Annotated in this window: 17 protein-coding genes and 1 pseudogene; 15 read left to right on the top strand and 3 right to left on the bottom strand. The window is 45.0% G+C overall.

From position 1 onward, the window contains the following. Positions 1-49: 49 nt before the first annotated feature. The 9 genes and pseudogenes from MKY10_RS20250 to bacF all read left to right on the top strand — a co-directional run bounded on the left by MKY10_RS20250 (position 50) and on the right by bacF (position 10,652). Positions 50-1,748, top strand: a pseudogene (locus MKY10_RS20250) (M20/M25/M40 family metallo-hydrolase). Beyond that, positions 1,748-3,160: an amino acid permease gene (locus MKY10_RS20245; RefSeq protein ID WP_029318679.1), complete on the top strand. Its 1,413-nt coding sequence runs from the start codon at positions 1,748-1,750 to the stop codon at positions 3,158-3,160. Before MKY10_RS20250 ends, MKY10_RS20245 begins: the two are co-directional and overlap by 1 nt. A 208-nt stretch (positions 3,161-3,368) precedes the next feature. Next, positions 3,369-4,607: an MFS transporter gene (locus tag MKY10_RS20240; protein ID WP_003242790.1), complete on the top strand. Its 1,239-nt coding sequence runs from the start codon at positions 3,369-3,371 to the stop codon at positions 4,605-4,607. Between the two features lie 151 nt (positions 4,608-4,758). Next, the gene (gene bacA, locus MKY10_RS20235) at positions 4,759-5,373 is read left to right on the top strand and encodes a prephenate decarboxylase (RefSeq protein WP_009968341.1); all 615 of its coding nucleotides are present in this window, start codon (positions 4,759-4,761) and stop codon (positions 5,371-5,373) included. Beyond that, positions 5,363-6,070, top strand: coding sequence for a 3-((4R)-4-hydroxycyclohexa-1,5-dien-1-yl)-2-oxopropanoate isomerase (gene bacB, locus MKY10_RS20230; RefSeq protein ID WP_003244300.1), 708 nt, complete (start codon positions 5,363-5,365; stop codon positions 6,068-6,070). The genes bacA and bacB overlap by 11 nt, the downstream gene beginning before the upstream one ends. Positions 6,071-6,072: 2 nt before the next feature. Further along, on the top strand, positions 6,073-6,834 hold the full coding sequence (gene bacC, locus MKY10_RS20225) for a dihydroanticapsin 7-dehydrogenase (protein WP_003243359.1): 762 nt from the start codon (positions 6,073-6,075) through the stop codon (positions 6,832-6,834). An 18-nt stretch (positions 6,835-6,852) separates the two neighbouring features. Then, positions 6,853-8,271: an alanine--anticapsin ligase gene (gene bacD, locus MKY10_RS20220; RefSeq protein ID WP_076457451.1), complete on the top strand. Its 1,419-nt coding sequence runs from the start codon at positions 6,853-6,855 to the stop codon at positions 8,269-8,271. Further along, positions 8,268-9,452, top strand: a complete 1,185-nt coding sequence (gene bacE, locus MKY10_RS20215) for a bacilysin exporter BacE (protein WP_014481236.1) — start codon at positions 8,268-8,270, stop codon at positions 9,450-9,452. Before bacD ends, bacE begins: the two co-directional genes overlap by 4 nt. Then, complete coding sequence (gene bacF / locus MKY10_RS20210; protein WP_046160964.1) at positions 9,453-10,652, top strand: transaminase BacF; 1,200 nt, start codon at positions 9,453-9,455, stop codon at positions 10,650-10,652. A gap of 14 nt (positions 10,653-10,666) precedes the next feature. Here the strand turns inward: bacF and bacG are convergent, their stop codons facing one another. Then, positions 10,667-11,446: an NADPH-dependent reductase BacG gene (bacG, locus tag MKY10_RS20205; protein ID WP_042975433.1), complete on the bottom strand. Its 780-nt coding sequence runs from the start codon at positions 11,444-11,446 to the stop codon at positions 10,667-10,669. Between the two features lie 132 nt (positions 11,447-11,578). Beyond that, the gene (gene hemQ, locus MKY10_RS20200; RefSeq protein ID WP_003242896.1) at positions 11,579-12,343 is read right to left on the bottom strand and encodes a hydrogen peroxide-dependent heme synthase; all 765 of its coding nucleotides are present in this window, start codon (positions 12,341-12,343) and stop codon (positions 11,579-11,581) included. Positions 12,344-12,612: 269 nt separating this feature from the next. Here hemQ and pta point away from each other — a divergent pair, with 269 nt between their 5' ends. The 4 genes from pta to MKY10_RS20180 all read left to right on the top strand — a co-directional run bounded on the left by pta (position 12,613) and on the right by MKY10_RS20180 (position 16,581). Next, complete coding sequence (pta, locus tag MKY10_RS20195) at positions 12,613-13,584, top strand: phosphate acetyltransferase (RefSeq protein WP_003235941.1); 972 nt, start codon at positions 12,613-12,615, stop codon at positions 13,582-13,584. Between the two features lie 145 nt (positions 13,585-13,729). Next, on the top strand, positions 13,730-14,629 hold the full coding sequence (cysL, locus tag MKY10_RS20190) for a cysJI operon transcriptional regulator CysL (protein WP_044052432.1): 900 nt from the start codon (positions 13,730-13,732) through the stop codon (positions 14,627-14,629). Between the two features lie 48 nt (positions 14,630-14,677). Continuing rightward, entirely contained in the window at positions 14,678-15,523 is an 846-nt protein-coding gene (gene ywfL, locus MKY10_RS20185; RefSeq protein WP_003227511.1) for an octanoyl-[GcvH]:protein N-octanoyltransferase, read from the top strand. Positions 15,524-15,690: 167 nt separating this feature from the next. Beyond that, a complete protein-coding gene (locus MKY10_RS20180) occupies positions 15,691-16,581 on the top strand; it encodes a carboxylate/amino acid/amine transporter (protein WP_029726230.1) in 891 nt (296 codons plus the stop codon). A gap of 143 nt (positions 16,582-16,724) precedes the next feature. On the opposite strand, the gene rsfA is transcribed toward MKY10_RS20180, so the two are convergent. Continuing rightward, complete coding sequence (gene rsfA / locus MKY10_RS20175) at positions 16,725-17,501, bottom strand: prespore-specific transcription regulator RsfA (protein WP_029726231.1); 777 nt, start codon at positions 17,499-17,501, stop codon at positions 16,725-16,727. Positions 17,502-17,715: 214 nt separating this feature from the next. On the opposite strand from rsfA, the gene MKY10_RS20170 reads away from it, so the two are divergent. Beyond that, positions 17,716-17,940 (top strand): DUF1450 domain-containing protein, encoded by a 225-nt coding sequence (locus MKY10_RS20170; RefSeq protein ID WP_003222050.1) that lies wholly within the window; start codon positions 17,716-17,718, stop codon positions 17,938-17,940. Between the two features lie 161 nt (positions 17,941-18,101). Further along, complete coding sequence (locus tag MKY10_RS20165; RefSeq protein WP_003243873.1) at positions 18,102-19,403, top strand: HD domain-containing protein; 1,302 nt, start codon at positions 18,102-18,104, stop codon at positions 19,401-19,403. Positions 19,404-19,417 lie beyond the last annotated feature (14 nt).

Here is a 19,417-nt window from a genome sequence, read left to right as displayed (position 1 = left end):
TTCTTTAGCGGATCGCACGATTTCAACTTTTTAATCAGGAGGACAATTTATGCAGTATACAAAAATCAGTCACATGAATCCGGCTGAAAGAGTGGAGGCGCTGACAGCATCTCTGGTCAGCCTCAGCAGCGTGAACGGCACCGTTGGAGAAGGGACAAAAGCAGATTTCATCAAAGAAGTGATCACGAGCTATCCTTATTTTCAGGAAAACCCCAGTCATGTGTGGGAACAGGCCATTCCCAATGACCCATACAATCGCAAAAATATTTTTGCGTTTATTAAAGGACATGGAGAAAGCCGAAATACAGTCATTTACCATGCCCATCTGGATACAGTTGGAATTGAAGATTTCGGCCCTTTAAAGGATATCGCTTTTGATTGTGAGAAATTGGCCGAGTATTTCAGCCGCTATGAGTTCGATCAGGATGTTCAGCGGGATGCCAAATCAGGCGAGTGGATGTTCGGAAGAGGATCTGTCGATATGCAAAGCGGCATCGCCGTGCATTTAGCCAATCTCCTGCATTTTTCGGAGAACCTTGAGACGTTGCCGGGAAATGTATTGTTTATGGCCAATCCCGATGAGGAGAGCCAGCATTCGGGCATTCTCGCCAGCATTTCAGAGCTGAACCGGCTAAAAAAAGAAAAACAGCTTCACTATTTGGCTGCTATTAATACGGATTTTATTACCCCGCTTTACGATGGTGATCAGACAAGATATATCTATACCGGAGCCGCGGGAAAACTGTTGCCTTGCTTTTACATTTACGGGCGTGAAGTCCATGTTGGCGATACACTGGCAGGGATTGACCCAAATTTCATTTCATCTGAAATCACAAGCCGTCTCCACAATAACATCCATCTGGCAGAAAAGGTTGAAGGGGAGTTGGTTCTGCCCCCATCCTGTTTGTATCAGCGTGATAACAAGGAATCCTATAATGTGCAAACGGCTGTCAGCACCAGCTTGTATTTCAATTGTTTTATTTATGAAAGAACAGCAAAAGAAATGATGGATTTGCTTATTGAAGTCACTGAGGAAGCATGCCGGGAGACAGAACAAAAATTATCAGATTATTATGAAGAATATGTAAAAAGAGCCAACCTGCCAAAGAAACATTTATCATGGGGCATTCAAGTGTATAGCCTGGAGCAATACTTAGAAAAGCTGAGAAACCGGGGAATAGATCCCGAGCAGTGTATCGAGCAGACATTCAAAGCCAACGAGCACCTTGAACTTCGCATGAGATGCTTTCAGGCAATCGAAGAGCTTCAAAAGCTTGACCCCGATCAAGGCGCAAAAGTCATTCTATTTTACGCACCTCCTTACCTGCCGCATAACTATTTGAAAGAAGATAGCGCAAGAGATCAGCTTTTGCAGCATGTGATTAAAGAAGCGGCTGACAAAACCGCTGAATCGACAGGCGAAACATTTGTCTTCAAAAAGTTTTTCCCCTACTTGGCAGACGGCAGTTTTTTATCACTGCACGAAACCGATGGCGAAATTGATTCTTTTATCAGGAACTTCTGGGTGGAATATGATTGGGACCATTCCGTTCAAAGACATACGCAAGCTGAATATTCCATCCATTAATATGGGCGTGTACGGAAAAGACGGCCATAAATGGACAGAACGAGTCTATAAACCGTACACATTTCATGTATTGCCTCTCCTCATACAGCAAACCACCGTTCACCTTTTGCAAAGCTACCGGATGACCATCACGGCAAAAGAACCAAAGGGGGAAGGATGATGCAGAATCATAAAAATGAATTGCAGCGCAGCATGAAAAGCAGGCATTTGTTTATGATTGCTTTGGGAGGGGTGATTGGCACTGGGCTGTTTCTAGGCTCTGGCTTTACCATTAGCCAGGCAGGACCGCTCGGCGCCATTGCCGCGTATATCATCGGCGGATTTTTAATGTATCTCGTCATGCTTTGTTTAGGAGAATTGGCTGTTGCCATGCCGGTGGCCGGATCGTTTCAGGCCTACGCCACTAAATTTCTGGGACCGTCGACAGGCTTTATGATTGGCTGGCTGTATTGGTTCAGCTGGGCCAATACAGTAGGGTTAGAGCTGACGTCAGCAGGCATTTTGATGCAAAGGTGGCTGCCCTCCGTTCCGATCTGGATATGGTGCCTCGTGTTCGGCATCGTCATCTTTTTGATTAATGCGCTCTCTGTCAGAAGCTTTGCAGAAATGGAATTTTGGTTTTCAAGCATCAAAGTGGCGGCGATCATATTATTTATTGTGATTGGCGGAGCCGCTGTGTTTGGCTTGATTGACTTTAAAGGCGGACAGGAGACACCCTTTTTGTCTAACTTTATGACTGATAGAGGACTTTTCCCTAATGGGGTGCTGGCCGTTATGTTTACGCTGGTCATGGTGAACTTCTCGTTCCAGGGAACAGAGCTTGTCGGCATTGCGGCAGGGGAAAGTGAAAGCCCGGAAAAAACACTGCCAAAGTCCATTCGAAATGTCATTTGGCGCACGCTGTTTTTCTTTGTGCTCGCTATGTTCGTCTTGGTTGCCATCCTTCCGTACAAAACGGCGGGGGTGATTGAAAGCCCATTTGTAGCGGTACTCGATCAAATTGGCATCCCATTTTCGGCAGATATCATGAACTTTGTCATCTTAACAGCCATTTTATCTGTTGCTAATTCGGGGTTGTATGCGGCGTCACGTATGATGTGGTCACTTTCTTCAAATCAAATGGGTCCATCCTTTCTCACCAGACTGACAAAAAAAGGCGTGCCGATGAATGCCCTGCTGATTACGCTAGGCATTTCAGGCTGTTCGCTGCTGACAAGTGTCATGGCCGCAGAAACAGTGTATTTATGGTGTATCTCAATCTCGGGCATGGTCACAGTTGTCGCGTGGATGTCCATTTGTGCGTCGCAATTTTTCTTTCGCAGACGTTTCCTTGCTGAAGGCGGAAATGTGAATGACCTGGAGTTCAGAACGCCGCTTTATCCGCTAGTCCCGATTCTCGGATTTTGTTTATATGGCTGCGTGTTGATCAGCCTTATTTTCATTCCGGATCAAAGAATTGGCTTATACTGCGGTGTGCCGATCATTATTTTCTGTTATGCATACTATCATCTAAGCATCAAAAAGCGTATAAATCATGAACCGATTGAAAAAGAGCAGACAGAGGCGCAATAGAAAAAGCTCTCCGGGAGGCCGGAGAGCTTTTTTACGCGTTACATCCTTATGTATTTTTAGAATGAAATATAGAAATATATAATGTGATTTAAATGAAAATAATAAAAGTTATAAAGATTTCGTTCGAATTGTAAATAGTGAAAAAACAATGCTAAACTATAATACAACTTTATGATAAGAAGATTATGGAAGAGGTGTTTGAGAAAGAATGAACAGCAATCAAAACAATGACATCAAAACAAAACATCATTTTCCGTTATTGTTGGCACTGGCTTTAACGATGGGGGTATTTGCGGCCGGATCTGAAGAGCTTGTAATCTCACCGCTGCTGCCGGATTTAGCAAAAGCCTTCAGCTCAGATGTCAGCGTCCTTGCGTTATCTATCAGTATTTACGGCGTTATGATTTTTATCGGTGCGCCGCTTTTGGTTCCATTAGGCGATAAATACTCCAGAGAACTGAGCTTATTGGCCGGGCTTATGATTTTTATCATAGGAACGGTGATATGCGCTTTAGCTCAAAATATTTTTTTCTTCTTTTTAGGCCGGGCGCTTTCGGGATTGGCTGCGGGAGCGTTTGTTCCGACCGCTTACGCAGTTGTCGGTGATCGTGTTCCTTATACATACCGGGGCAAGGTGATGGGACTGATCGTTTCAAGCTGGTCGCTGGCGCTGATTTTCGGAGTGCCGCTCGGATCATTTATCGGCGGCGTCCTGCATTGGAGATGGACGTTTTGGATTTTCGCCCTGATGGGTGTTTTAGTTGTTCTGCTGATTCTCCTTGAAATGCGCCGCCATGCCCAACATAAAAACAGCGGCAAGGAAGAAATAGAAGAGCCCGCAGGAACATTCCGGGATGCGCTGAAAGTCCCTCGTGTACCTGTTTATATCACAATAACCTTTTGTAATATGATTGGTTTTTACGGTATGTATTCCTTTTTAGGCACCTATCTTCAGGACGTTTTTACCGGAGGAAACACGGCTGCGGGCTTATTTATCATGATTTATGGAATCGGGTTTTCCATGAGTGTGATTACAGGAAAGATAGCCGACCGCATCGGAAAAATGCGCTCCCTTTTGATTGCGCTGGGGGTCATCAGCGTTCTGCTGGCGTGTTTACCATATGCGCCGGCGTCTATGTTTCTGTTAATCGCCAGCCTATTTATTTGGGGATTAATGCAAAGTTTGACGGTGACGCTGCTCAGCACCATTTTGAGTGACTGCTCAGAGCGTCATCGAGGAAAAGTCATGGTGTTTTACAGTCTCGCCTCGAATCTGGCCGTGACATTAGGTTCTGCTTTAATGGGACCCGTATATGTGGCATACGGCTATGCAGCTGTCGGATTGATTTGCGCCGCCATCACAGTCCTCGGATTTGTGCTCAGTGTATTCGCATATAAAAAGTACGGCAAACTTGAGCAGAAGGCCGATCAGTCCTTATCTCAATAAACAAAGTTTCTAAATTCCTATAATTAAAAACCCTTTTTAAAGGGTTTTTTTGTTTGTATGGGAATAATTATCAATATTTTCAAAAAACATTGACAGTTCAATTTCCACTGGATAAAATTTACTTAAAATTTTAAAAGATTGGTTGGTGCTCATGATTATATTGGATAATAGCATTCAGACAAAAAAAAGAACTGATTCACTATCCAAACTCATTACAGTCAACACGCTCGGCCCTGAGGGGACAAGCAGTGAGTACGCAGCAAAGCATTTCATTTCCAATTTTACTCTTCTACAAGGGCTGAACAGTAAATTGTCCTTGCATGATACTTTTGAATCGTGCATCGAAAGGACGCTCCAAAGCCCGCTGGAATATACCATCGTCCCACATGCTTACGATGGCATTAAGCATTTCTACATGAGGCCGGATTTGCAGCTATTGCAGATCTTCAGGTGCGATACACCGATGTACGGCCTGGCTGTTCGTCCTGATTTTGAATTCAGAGACGATATGCTTGATACATCTGTTATTGTTTCACATCCTTCACCTATTAATTTAATAAAATATTTTACCCGCAAAGATGTTCGTTTCAAACTAGTCAATTCAACCAGTCAAGCCGCAAGAAAAGTAAAAGAAGGTTTGTATGACATTGCCTTAACCAATGAGCTTGCACGGCAAAAGTACGGGCTAACCTTTGTAAAAACATTCAAAAGCATTCCAATGAGCTGGTCATTATTTGGAAAAGGAGACGTTGATGATGAAAACTAAAGAAGATATGCAGGAGCTTTATTTCCCGACACCGAAATTAATTGAATGGGAAAACGGAGTGAGGCAGTATTCAACCGTACGAGGGGATACTGAAGTATTAATGTCTTACGTCCCGCCGCATACCAATGTTGAACCCCATCAGCATAAGGAGGTCCAAATCGGCATGGTCGTTTCTGGCGAGCTGATGATGACTGTCGGAGATGTGACAAGAAAAATGACAGCCTTGGAATCTGCCTATATCGCGCCGCCGCATGTGCCTCACGGGGCAAGAAACGACACAGACCAAGAAGTGATTGCTATTGATATCAAGCGGCTGAAAGCTGATGAAACATATACAAGTCCTGAGGACTACTTTTTGGATATTTTCAAAACAAGAGACCTGCTGCCGGGCATGGAAGTCACGTTCTTTGTTGAGGATTGGGTAGAAATTATGCTTGCCAAAATCCCTGGAAATGGCGGAGAAATGCCTTTCCATAAACATCGGAATGAACAAATAGGCATCTGCATCGGCGGCGGCTATGACATGACGGTCGAAGGCTGCACAGTCGAGATGAAATTCGGCACAGCCTATTTCTGTGAGCCTCGCGAAGATCATGGTGCCATCAACCGTTCAGAAAAAGAATCAAAATCGATTAATATCTTCTTCCCGCCGCGCTATAACAGGGCAAAAGCAAAAAAAATGAAGGCGGATGAATGATCATGAACCTCACCGATAAAACCGTCCTCATCACAGGAGGCGCATCAGGCATTGGTTATGCTGCGGTTCAGGCTTTTTTGGGCCAGCAGGCCAATGTGGTTGTGGCGGATATTGATGAAGCGCAGGGAGAAGCAATGGTACGAAAAGAAAATAATGACAGGCTGCACTTTGTGCAAACGGACATCACAGACGAAGCTGCCTGCCAGCACGCAGTTGAATCGGCGGTTCATACATTTGGCGGGCTCGATGTCTTGATTAATAATGCAGGCATCGAAATCGTGGCGCCTATTCACGAGATGGAGCTCAGCGATTGGAACAAGGTGCTGCAAGTCAATTTGACCGGCATGTTTTTAATGAGCAAACATGCACTCAAGCATATGCTGGCCGCCGGCAAGGGCAACATCATTAATACGTGCTCTGTCGGCGGACTCGTGGCATGGCCTGATATTCCTGCTTATAACGCCAGCAAAGGCGGGGTTTTGCAGCTGACTAAATCAATGGCCGTTGATTATGCGAAACATCAAATTCGGGTGAACTGCGTATGCCCGGGGATCATCGACACACCGCTGAATGAAAAATCATTCCTTGAAAATAATGAAGGCACACTTGAAGAGATTAAAAAAGAAAAAGCGAAGGTAAATCCGCTGCTGAGGCTTGGGAAACCTGAAGAAATCGCAAATGTGATGCTGTTTTTAGCCTCGGATTTATCAAGCTATATGACCGGAAGCGCCATCACCGCAGACGGAGGATACACCGCACAATAGAGAAGGAGTGTTTTACATATGGAGAGAAAAACAGTATTGGTCATCGCTGATCTTGGAGGCTGCCCGCCGCACATGTTTTATAAAAGCGCTGCTGAAAAATATAACCTGGTCAGCTTTATTCCAAGACCTTTTGCAATTACAGCCTCCCATGCAGCATTGATTGAAAAATACTCGGTCGCGGTCATAAAAGATAAAGACTATTTTAAGAGTTTAGCTGATTTTGAGCACCCTGATTCCATTTATTGGGCGCATGAAGATCATAACAAGCCTGAGGAAGAGGTCGTCGAGCAAATCGTCAAGGTTGCCGAAATGTTTGGGGCGGATGCCATCACAACAAACAATGAATTATTCATTGCTCCGATGGCGAAAGCCTGTGAACGTCTGGGCTTGAGAGGTGCCGGCGTGCAGGCAGCCGAAAATGCCAGAGATAAAAATAAAATGAGGGACGCTTTTAATAAGGCCGGAGTCAAATCGATCAAAAACAAACGAGTCACAACTCTTGAAGATTTCCGTGCTGCTCTTGAAGAGATCGGCACACCTCTTATCTTAAAGCCTACATACTTAGCGAGTTCAATCGGTGTAACGCTGATTACGGACACTGAGACGGCAGAAGATGAATTTAACAGAGTCAATGACTATCTGAAATCAATTAACGTGCCAAAGGCGGTTACGTTTGAAGCGCCGTTTATCGCTGAAGAATTTTTACAGGGTGAGTACGGAGACTGGTATCAAACAGAAGGGTACTCCGACTATATAAGTATAGAAGGCATCATGGCTGACGGTGAGTATTTCCCGATCGCCATTCATGATAAAACGCCGCAAATCGGGTTTACAGAGACATCCCACATTACGCCGTCCATTCTGGATGAAGAGGCAAAAAAGAAAATTGTCGAAGCTGCCAAAAAGGCAAATGAAGGGCTTGGCCTGCAAAATTGCGCAACACATACAGAGATCAAGCTAATGAAAAACAGAGAACCGGGTTTAATTGAATCGGCAGCCAGATTCGCCGGCTGGAATATGATCCCCAATATTAAAAAGGTCTTTGGCCTTGATATGGCGCAATTATTATTAGATGTCCTTTGTTTCGGAAAAGACGCCGATCTGCCGGACGGATTATTGGATCAAGAGCCTTATTATGTCGCCGACTGCCATTTGTACCCGCAGCATTTCAAACAAAATGGCCAGATTCCAGAAACTGCTGAGGATTTGGTCATTGAAGCGATCGATATTCCGGACGGGCTTTTAAAAGGGGATACTGAAATCGTTTCTTTTTCGGCCGCAGCACCAGGCACTTCAATTGATTTGACATTGTTTGAAGCTTTCAATTCCATTGCTGCATTTGAACTGAAAGGCAGTAATTCACAGGATGTGGCTGAATCAATCAGACAAATTCAGCAGCATGCAAAGCTGACGGCAAAGTATGTGCTGCCAGTATGAAACAGCTGAAACCCAACTCTAAATACTTGCTTTACGGGCAGGCGCTATCGTTCATGGGAGACTATTGTGTTCTCCCTGCCCTGCTCATTTTGTCTACATATTATCACGATTATTGGGTGACGTCCGGGGTCATCGTGGTCAGAAGCATTCCGATGGTGTTTCAGCCGTTTTTGGGGGTTCTGGTCGACCGGTTAGACAGAATTAAGATCATGCTGTGGACGGATATCATCAGAGGCATCATCTTTTTGGGGCTCACATTTCTTCCAAAAGGCGAGTATCCGCTGATTTTTCTGGCCCTGCTGTTTATTTCTTATGGAAGCGGCGTGTTTTTTAATCCCGCCCGTCTCGCTGTCATGTCGTCCTTGGAATCAGATATTAAAAGCATCAACACGTTATTTGCAAAAGCGACAACCATTTCCATTATCGTCGGGGCGGCTGCCGGAGGGCTCTTTCTGTTAGGCGGATCTGTAGAGCTGGCTGTTGCCTTTAACGGTGTGACATACCTGGTTTCGGCATTTTTTATCAGCCGTATCAAGCTGCAATTTGTGCCGATTCAATCTGAAAACATAAAAGAGGCCTTTCAGTCTTTTAAGGAAGGGCTCAAGGAAATCAAAACCAATGCATTCGTATTAAACGCCATGTTTACGATGATTACGATGGCTTTGCTGTGGGGAGTTGTGTACAGCTATTTTCCGATTGTCAGCCGCTTTCTGGGTGACGGGGAAATCGGCAACTTTATTCTCACGTTCTGCATCGGCTTCGGCGGCTTTATCGGAGCGGCGCTTGTCAGCAAATGGGGCTTTAACAACAATAGAGGCCTGACGTACTTTACCGTTTTATCCATTGTCTCGCTGGCGCTGTTTTTATTCACACCGATATTCGCTGTTTCTGTCATCGCGGCGATCCTCTTTTTCATCGCGATGGAATACGGGGAAGTGCTTGCAAAAGTGAAGGTTCAGGAAAATGCGGCAAACCAGATTCAAGGGCGCATTTTTTCAGTGGCCGAAGCGTCTATCGGATTATGCATTTCTATTGGTTCAATGTTCATTAACATCCTAAGCGCTCCGGTCATTATGGGGCTGATTGTCGTGATCGTATGCGGTTTGTTTTTGCATACGAAGCTCGTCAACAAATCGTTTTTGGAACGGGATAACAAAACGGAGCAAAAAGGAGTCTTTTAGATGGAAATAACACCGTCCGATGTCATCAAGACACTTCCAAGGCAGGAGTTTTCTCTCGTTTTTCAAAAGGTAAAGGAAATGGAAAAAACGGGAGCCCATATCATTAATCTCGGACAGGGGAACCCTGACCTTCCCACTCCGCCGCATATTGTCGAGGCTTTGCGGGAGGCGTCTCTGAATCCTTCGTTTCATGGATACGGCCCATTCAGAGGTTATCCTTTTTTGAAGGAAGCAATCGCTGCTTTCTATAAAAGAGAATACGGCGTGACAATCAATCCTGAAACGGAGGTCGCGCTTTTCGGAGGCGGGAAAGCCGGTTTGTATGTGCTGACACAATGCCTGCTCAATCCGGGAGACATCGCTTTAGTCCCGAATCCAGGCTACCCTGAATATTTATCAGGGATTACGATGGCGCGAGCTAAGCTTTACGAAATGCCGCTGTATGAAGAAAATGGCTATCTGCCGGATTTTGAAAAGATTGATCCAGCCGTGCTGGAAAAAGCGAAGCTTATGTTTTTAAACTACCCGAACAACCCCACTGGAGCTGTGGCTGATGCGGCTTTTTATGCAAGAGCTGCTGCTTTTGCGAAAGAGCATAACATCCATTTGATTCATGATTTTGCATACGGAGCGTTTGAATTCGATCAAAAACCGGCCAGTTTTCTTGAGGCAGAGGATGCCAAAATTGTCGGAGCAGAGCTTTATTCATTTTCAAAAACATTTAACATGGCCGGCTGGAGAATGGCGTTTGCGGTTGGGAACGAAAGGATCATTCAGGCCGTCAATGAATTTCAGGATCATGTATTTGTCGGCATGTTCGGCGGTCTGCAGCAGGCAGCGAGTGCGGCGCTTTCTGGAGATCCGGAGCATACGGAATCGTTGAAACGAATTTATAAGGAACGAATTGACTTTTTTACGGCGCTTTGTGAAAAGGAACTGGGCTGGAAGATGGAAAAGCCAAAAGGAACCTTTTACGTATGGGCTGAAATTCCGAATACGTTTGAGACATCTCACCAATTTTCCGATTACTTGCTGGAGCATGCCCATGTCGTAGTCACACCGGGCGAAATTTTTGGAAGCAACGGAAAAAGGCATGTCAGAATCTCAATGGTGTCGAAGCAGGAGGATCTGCGGGAATTTGTCACGCGGATTCAAAAGCTGAACCTGCCGTTCGGGTCATTACAAGAAACATCCCGCTAAAAAGCGGGATGTTTTTATATGCTTTTCATGCTGCCGCCATCAGCGGAAATTTGCTGTCCCGTGATGTAGGAGGCTTCCTCAGAGGCAAGAAACGCGGCGAGCGCTGCGGTTTCTTCGGCTGATCCGACCCGTTTCATCGGAATCCCGGAAGCAATCTGTTCCTCTGCTTTCTGTTTGGATATGCTGTTCTTTTTCATCACATTTTCCACAAATTGATGATAACGGTCTGTAGCGATAAAACCAGGATTCAGACAGTTGACAGTAATGTTGTGAGGAGCAAGCTGGATGGAAATATTTTTACTGGCGTTTATTAAAGCGGCATTCATCATACTGTTTGTGAACATGTTGGCGCCGGGTTCTTTCCACAGATTTCCGACAATGTTGATGATTCTGCCAAACTCGTTTTGTTTCATCAGTGAGGAAGCACGCTTGATAGCGTCAATATAGGCAACGGTCTTTTGAGTGAACGTGGCCGTCATATCGTCTATATTGCAGTTATCAAATGTATCAGGCGCGCCGCCCGGGATATTATTAATCAGAACATCAAGCCGTCCGCATTGAGATTCGATTTCCTGAAAAATGGCCGCTCTCGTATGCTGGTCAGACATATCGCCCGCAAGGACAATGACGCTCGCCTCAGGATGCTTGGCCAAAATGTCTTCTTTGACAGATTCAATATTATCCAAACTTCGCGAATTAATGACGAGGGAAAAGTGCTGGTCTGCTAATTTCAGAGCGATTGCTTTCCCAATCCCTTGACTGGCTCCCATAACAAATGCGGTTCGTTTTGACAAATAACTGCACCCCTTTGAAAAAATTGGATTATTATCTACATCGTAAGAAAAAACGAAGAAAATAGCAAATTTTATTTAAATTCTGATAAAGGAGGATTGAAAAACTCCCGCCGGATAGGGCGGGAGGGGATATTATACATATAGGAATTGAGGAAGTGTATCAAGCGAAAGGTGATTGCCGACAAAGAATGAACCAAATTCGCCATAGCGAGCGCTGACTTCGTCAAAACGCATTTCGTACACTAGCTTCTTGAATTGAAGGACATCATCGCTGAATAATGTAACGCCCCACTCGTAATCGTCAAAGCCGACAGAGCCGGTGATGATCTGTTTGACTTTGCCCGCATAGCTGCGGCCGATTAAACCGTGGCTTCTCATCAAGTTTCTGCGTTCCTCCATTGAAAGCATATACCAGTTGTCGTTGCCGGATCTTCTTTTATCCATTGGATAGAAGCATACATATTTTGATTCCGGCAGTTCAGGGTAAAGGCGCGCACGCACATGGGGATTTTCATAAGGATCGCCATCACCGCTTGCCAAGTAGTTGCTCAGCTCTACCACTGATACGTAGGAGTATGCCGGAATGGTGAACTCAGCAAGTCTTGATTTGTTGAATTCAAGCTCAATTTGATTTAATTCTTCCATTGTAGGACGAAGGATCATCAGCATAAAATCAGCTTTTTGGCCGACGATGCTGTAAAGAGTTTGCGATCCTTTTCCTTCTTTTTGGGCTACGCCCCATTTTTCAAGCAACCCAGTGAATTCATGTATGATAGATTGGCGCTCATCACTGGACAGAAGCTTCCAGGAAGCCCAATCCATTGTGCGGAAATCATGAAGCGCATACCAGCCGTCAAGCGTTTTTGCAGCTTCATTCGTCATTTGCTGTTCACTCATTTATCTTCACTCCCATTATCTTTTCATGATTGCCTTCACTATACCATAGTTTATCCGATTCTACTGTGGAGAAACCTTGAACATCCCTTCCGTATAACTCCATCAAAATAGAAGAAACTATAAGGGAAGATTGAGTCACTTAAATTAGTTAGAAAAATAAGATTTTTTTATGAAAGCGCTATAATGGAAGTTGGCTGTTTGAATTTGATTGGAAGAAGAGTATGCTAGTAAAAGAAAGCGTTTTTGTAACTTTTTGAGGAGGTTTTATTGTGGCAGATTTATTTTCAACAGTGCAAGAAAAAGTAGCTGGAAAAGACGTTAAAATTGTATTTCCTGAAGGCTTAGACGAGCGTATTTTAGAAGCGGTCAGCAAGCTTGCAGGAAACAAAGTGCTGAATCCGATTGTGATCGGCAATGAAAATGAGATCCAAGCAAAAGCAAAAGAATTGAACCTTACGCTGGACGGCGTTAAGATTTATGATCCTCATACATATGAAGGCATGGAAGACCTTGTACAAGCATTCGTAGAACGCCGCAAAGGCAAAGCGACAGAAGAACAGGCTCGCAAAGCGTTATTAGACGAGAACTACTTCGGTACAATGCTGGTGTACAAAGGCCTTGCAGACGGACTCGTAAGCGGAGCTGCTCACTCGACAGCTGACACTGTCCGCCCGGCTCTTCAAATCATCAAAACAAAAGAAGGCGTGAAAAAGACTTCAGGCGTGTTCATCATGGCTCGCGGAGAAGAGCAATACGTATTCGCAGATTGCGCGATCAACATTGCGCCTGACAGCCAAGATCTTGCCGAGATTGCGATCGAAAGTGCCAATACGGCAAAAATGTTCGACATTGAGCCTCGCGTGGCAATGCTCAGCTTCTCTACAAAAGGCTCAGCAAAATCTGATGAAACAGAAAAAGTAGCGGATGCAGTGAAAATCGCGAAAGAAAAAGCGCCTGAACTGACACTTGACGGCGAATTCCAATTTGATGCTGCATTTGTTCCATCTGTAGCTGAGAAAAAAGCGCCGGATTCCGAGATCAAAGGGGACGCTAACGTATTCGTATTCCCAAGCCTTGAAGCAGGAAACATCGGCTATAAAATCGCTCAGCGTTTGGGCAACTTTGAAGCGGTAGGACCAATCCTGCAAGGTTTAAATATGCCTGTAAACGACCTTTCAAGAGGATGTAACGCTGAAGATGTTTACAATCTCGCATTAATTACAGCGGCGCAAGCACTGTAATAAAAATGAAGACGATGGCAGCTCTCGACCGAGGGCTGCCTTTTTTGCGCTTCCGTATAGCCTTCTTTACCAAGACGGATGATATGAGTACAATAAAGAAAACTAATCATAACCATATATTTCATTAATGACAGGGGTGGGGTTTTTGTATTACGACGTGCTGAAAACGTTTATAGCGGTGGTAGAAGAAAAAAACTTCACAAAAGCGGCAGAAAAGCTGATGATCTCCCAGCCCAGCGTCAGTCTGCATATCAAAAATCTTGAGAAAGAATTTCAAACCGCTCTTCTGAACAGGTCGCCAAAACACTTTACGACAACGCCGACAGGAGACATTTTATATCAAAGAGCAAAGCAAATGGTGTTTCTCTACGAACAAGCCAAGGCTGAAATCTATGCGCATCATCACTATGTGAAGGGTGAATTGAAAATAGCTGCAAGCTTTACAATCGGTGAGTATATTCTTCCGCCGCTATTGGCCCAGCTGCAAAAGCTGTATCCAGAGCTGAATCTAGATGTCATGATTGGCAATACAGAGGAGGTCAGCGAGCGTGTGCGGATGCTTCAGGCTGATATCGGGCTGATTGAAGGACATACAAACGAGAATGAGCTGGAAATTGAACCGTTCATGGAAGATGAAATGTGCATTGCCGCTCCAAATCAGCATCCGCTCGCCGGGCGGAAAGAGATTTCGATCAGCGATTTGCAGAACGAAGCGTGGGTGACAAGAGAGAAAGGCTCCGGGACGAGAGAATATCTTGATCATGTACTCAGTTCAAATGGACTTCGGCCGAAATCAATGTTTACCATCAGCAGCAATCAAGGTGTAAAGGAAGCGGTGATTAACGGCATGGGACTTTCGGTTCTATCCAGAAGCGTGCTGCATAAGGATTTGATCCACCGCGAAATTTCAATTCTGCATATTAATAATTTCTCGTTAAAGCGCAAGCTGTCTTACATTCATTCTCCTCTCATGGAGAATACAAAAAATAAAGAAATTTTTCTTGCGATGCTGAAAAGCAATTATCAATCACAGCTGCTGAAATGATATAATAGTTTTCGTTCAATAAGCCTAACATGAAAGGGTTTTACATAGATGGCAAACCAACCGATTGATTTACTGATGCAGCCGAAATGGAGAGTCATTGACCAATCCAGTCTCGGCCCTTTATTTGATGCGAAGCAATCCTTCGCAATGGATGATACGCTGTGCATGTCCGTCGGAAAAGGCGTGTCGCCGGCGACAGCGCGTTCATGGGTGCACCACGATACAATTGTCCTTGGAATACAGGATACACGCCTCCCGTTTTTGCAGGATGGTATCTCCTTGCTGGAGAGCGAAGGATACCGTGTGATCGTACGCAATTCCGGCGGTCTTGCCGTCGTATTGGATGACGGTGTTTTAAATATCTCTCTCATATTCGAGGACGAAAAGAAAGGCATCGATATAGACAAAGGATATGAAGCGATGGTCGAGCTGATGAGACGAATGCTGAGACCGTACAACGCAAAGATCGAAGCCTATGAAATTGAAGGATCTTATTGTCCCGGCAGCTATGACCTCAGTATAAATGGCAAAAAGTTCGCCGGCATCTCTCAGAGACGCGTTCGCGGCGGAGTCGCTGTTCAAATTTATCTCTGTGCGGATAAAAGCGGCAGTGAAAGGGCCGACTTGATCAGACGATTCTATCAAGCGGCGCTGAAAGACAAACAAAACGATAAAAAAGGCGTCTATCCGGAAATACGTCCGGAAACGATGGCGTCCTTAAGTGAGCTTCTGCAAAAAGACATCTCCGTACAAGACTTAATGTTCGCTTTATTGACGGAATTAAAAGCGTTAAGCACCCATCTTTATTCAGCTGGACTGTCCATTGATGAGGAAATGGAATTTGAGAAAAACCTCGTCCGGATGGCTGAGCGGAATGCAAAGGTATTTGGGTGAACGTTCTTCGCATGCCGGCTGTATATGCCGGCATGCATTTTTTATCACAAGCGGCATTTTACCCCAATAATCTTATTTTCAGATAAATCCTTCTTACATACAGATAACCACGACAAAAAGAAAAACGATAAAATGACATCAGCATCCATATTAAAGGAGAGAGGCAGATGAAAGGGAATATTTACAGCCTTTTTGTATTGATTGCGGCTTTTTTCTGGGGGACCACGGGAACCGTTCAGGCATTGGCTCCAGAAAGCGCCACACCGCTGGCATTTGGAGCGTTCAGGTTATTAATAGGAGGAAGCGCCATGCTGCTTGCGGTTTGGGTCAGCCGGGAGCTTCACGTGAAAAATTGGTCATGGCCGCTCGTATTTTTAGCCGCTGTTTGTATGGCGTGTTACCAGCCGCTGTTTTTCACAGCGGTTAAAGAAACGGGAATTGCAGTGGGAACTGTGATTGCCATCGGCAGTGCGCCTATCATTGCCGGGACCCTCGAATGGGCTGTATTGAAGAAACGCCCGCGAAACTCCTGGTGGATTGCGACTGTGCTGGCTTTAGCGGGTTGCTGGCTTCTGTTTTCCGACAGTTCCAATGTTCGGATTGATGTGGCTGGTGTTCTTATGGCGCTTGGAGCGGGTGCTTCTTTTGCAGGCTATACGCTCATCAGTAAAGCGATGATGAAAACCCAGCCTCCGCGAGCGACCTCCGCCGTTGTATTCATGATCAGCGCCATCTTGCTGACGCCGCTATTATGGCAGTTAGATATCTCGTGGATATTGACCCCTAGAGGACTGGGAACAAGCCTTTACATCGGGTTAATTGCAACATGTGCCGCATACTTTTTGTTTGCGAAAGGGCTTACCGGGGTTCCGGCCTCGGCGGCGGTCACGCTGTCTTTAGCTGAACCGCTGACGGCTTCATTGCTTGGCGTGTTTTTCATAGGGGAAATGCTTTCGCCTTCCTCGTGGCTGGGCATTGCGCTTATGATGCTGGGGCTTTTGGTCATTTCTGCTGCGCCTCGGAAACAAAAAACGGCCGAGGCAGCTCACATGTCTTAATAGATTCACATAAGCTTGGCCTCATTTTACAAGAATAGCTGATCCGGCTGCAAAATGAGGAAATTCTCTTTTCTCAATAGAAAAGGGGATTTTGCACATGGCGAAAATCCCAAAACAGCTGCCCGTTTTGGGATTTTTCTATGTCATTCCGCTAATTTTTCTAAATTGCCGTTCCGGTCCATTTTGAAGGACGGAGAGGCATGTTCATCTTCTTCAAATAAAACTAGCTTTCTGGCTCTGTTCATAATTTTCACCAAGGTTTCATAATCTTCTTGGATCGTTTTTTGGTCTTTTTCAAGCTTTTGAACTTCTGCCTCTAGCTGCTCTGTTTTGTTTTGCAATTCCTGATTTTCTTTCTTTAAACGCTCGTTTTCCATTTTTAATGCTGATGATTGCTCGTTATTGCCTTTGTAATTCTGCAGGAAGCGGATCACATCATTCATCGTCATCTCAGGCGCAGCTGCAGGCGTTTGAGGAGACAATAAGTGTGATAGACTAGCTAACTCTTCCTTAAAGCTTTCATCAACAAAAGGCATATGTTCGCCAGACATTAAAGGTTGCTCATTTTCGACAGAAGGTGTTTCCGTTTTAACCGGCTCTTCTGCAGCGGTTTCTTGAATGATTTCAGGATCAACGGCAGGAGGCTGATATAATAATCTTTTTTTCGCGGGCTGCCCGTTTCCGAGCGCTCTCATCCGCTGTTTTCGTTGTTTCTTCGCAAGCTGAAGCGCTTTTTCATATTGATGGCGGACCACTGCGTTCCATCTGAATCCGCAGGCTGCGGATGTCCGGTTTAATTTATCGCCGACTTCTTCAAAGGCGTTCAGCTGAGTGCTGCCCTCCCTCACATGCCGAAGCACTGTTTCGGCTAAAAGCAGATCGTTTTCCTCTGACCAAGCGTCTTGTCGCTGTTTTGTCATTTATCTCAACTCCCATTTTTCTTTTCATGGTATTAGAATGTCCAGGTTGGAAAATATTTATACAAATTGGCTGAAAGAATAGGAGATACGAAGGATGGAGCGGCTTGCAGGAACAGTCGAATCCTTGTAAAATGAAGAGTGATGTGATTTTTTTTGAAACGTGATTTTAGGTTATTCACATAGATGAACATAGAAATGAAGGGAAGCGTACGTCATGGCTAATGAATTTCGAGTGTGTGATGATTGCCAAGCCACTAATATCAAAACATTGCTGCCGCGTTTGAAAGAAGTGGACCCGGACGCAAAGGTTGAGGTAGGATGCCAATCTTATTGCGGGCCCGGACGGAAAAAATCATTTGCTTTTGTGAACAATCGCCCGCTGTCAGCTCCGACAGAGGATGAGCTGATTGACAAAGTAAAAAAGAAAATAAAAAAGTAAAAACATATTTTTTCTTAGCCTCGGCCCTCAGGTCAGGCTTTTTTGCTTCACAAGATGTGTTTTTCATGAAGATGGAACAAATCGCCGGGCAAATTCAAGGATGTTTTCAAAGAATAGAGTCGATATAATAGAAACACGGCTAAAAAAAAGAGGGAATGACGATGGCGTATCCAAATGGAAAATTATCAGAAGAAAAAGTGTTTAAAGATCCGGTGCACCGCTATGTTCATGTTCGGGACAAGCTGATATGGGATTTGATCGGAACCCGTGAATTTCAGCGTCTCCGCAGAATTAAGCAGCTCGGAACGACCTATTTGACGTTCCATGGGGCTGAGCACAGCCGGTTCAACCATTCTCTCGGTGTCTATGAAATTGTCAGAAGAATGGTTGATGACGTCTTTAAAGGCCGCCCTGAATGGGATGACAGTGAGCGCGAACTCTGTTTGGCCGCGGCGCTGCTTCATGACCTCGGGCACGGGCCGTTCTCGCATTCATTTGAAAAGGTCTTTCACCTTGACCACGAGGATTTTACAAGAGGTATCATTTTGGGAGACACGGAGGTTAATCAGGTGCTCAGAAAGGTGAGCCCGGGTTTCCCTCAGGATGTTGCTGAAGTCATTGCCAAAACATATAAAAACAAGCAAGTGGTCAGCCTGATTTCGAGTCAGATTGACGCAGACCGCATGGATTACCTGCAGCGCGACGCATATTATACGGGCGTCAGCTACGGCCATTTTGATATGGAGCGGATTCTTCGGGTGATGCGGCCGCGCGAGGATCAGATCGTCATTAAAGAAAGCGGAATGCACGCTGTCGAAGACTATATCATGAGCCGTTACCAAATGTACTGGCAGGTCTACTTCCATCCTGTGACTAGAAGTGCAGAGGTCATTTTAACGAAGATTCTTCACAGGGCGAAGCAGCTGCATGATGAAGGCTATGTCTTCACTCACGCTCCGGTTCATTTCTATTCTATTTTTGAAGGAAAATTGACACTGGAGGATTATGTAAAGCTGGATGAATCTATTATTTTGTATTACTTCCAGGCCTGGGAGGATGAAGAAGACGCGATTTTATCCGACTTGTGCCGCAGATTCATTAACCGCCAGCTTTTCCAATACGTTGAATTCAATCCGAATGAAGAAATGTCGGCTTATTTTGAGCTGACTTCATTGTTCAAAGAGGCGGGGATCGATCCGAGCTATTATTTGGTCGTTGATTCTTCATCAGATCTGCCATACGATTTTTACCGACCAGGAGAGGAAGAGGAGCGTCTGCCGATCCATCTCTTGACGCAAAACGGCCAAATTAAAGAGCTGTCCAGACAGTCGGCTATTGTGGAATCCATCTCAGGTAAACGGCGGACGGACCACAAGCTGTACTATCCAAAGGACTTGATTTGTGACGGCACTAAACATCCGGAAGCGAAAATGAAAATCCGGCAGCTGCTGGGACTGACATAGAAATTGGAAAGAAG

The organism is Bacillus sp. FSL P4-0290 (assembly GCF_037975435.1).
GTDB lineage: Bacteria > Bacillota > Bacilli > Bacillales > Bacillaceae > Bacillus > Bacillus subtilis.
This window is presented reverse-complemented; position numbering and strand designations above follow the sequence as displayed.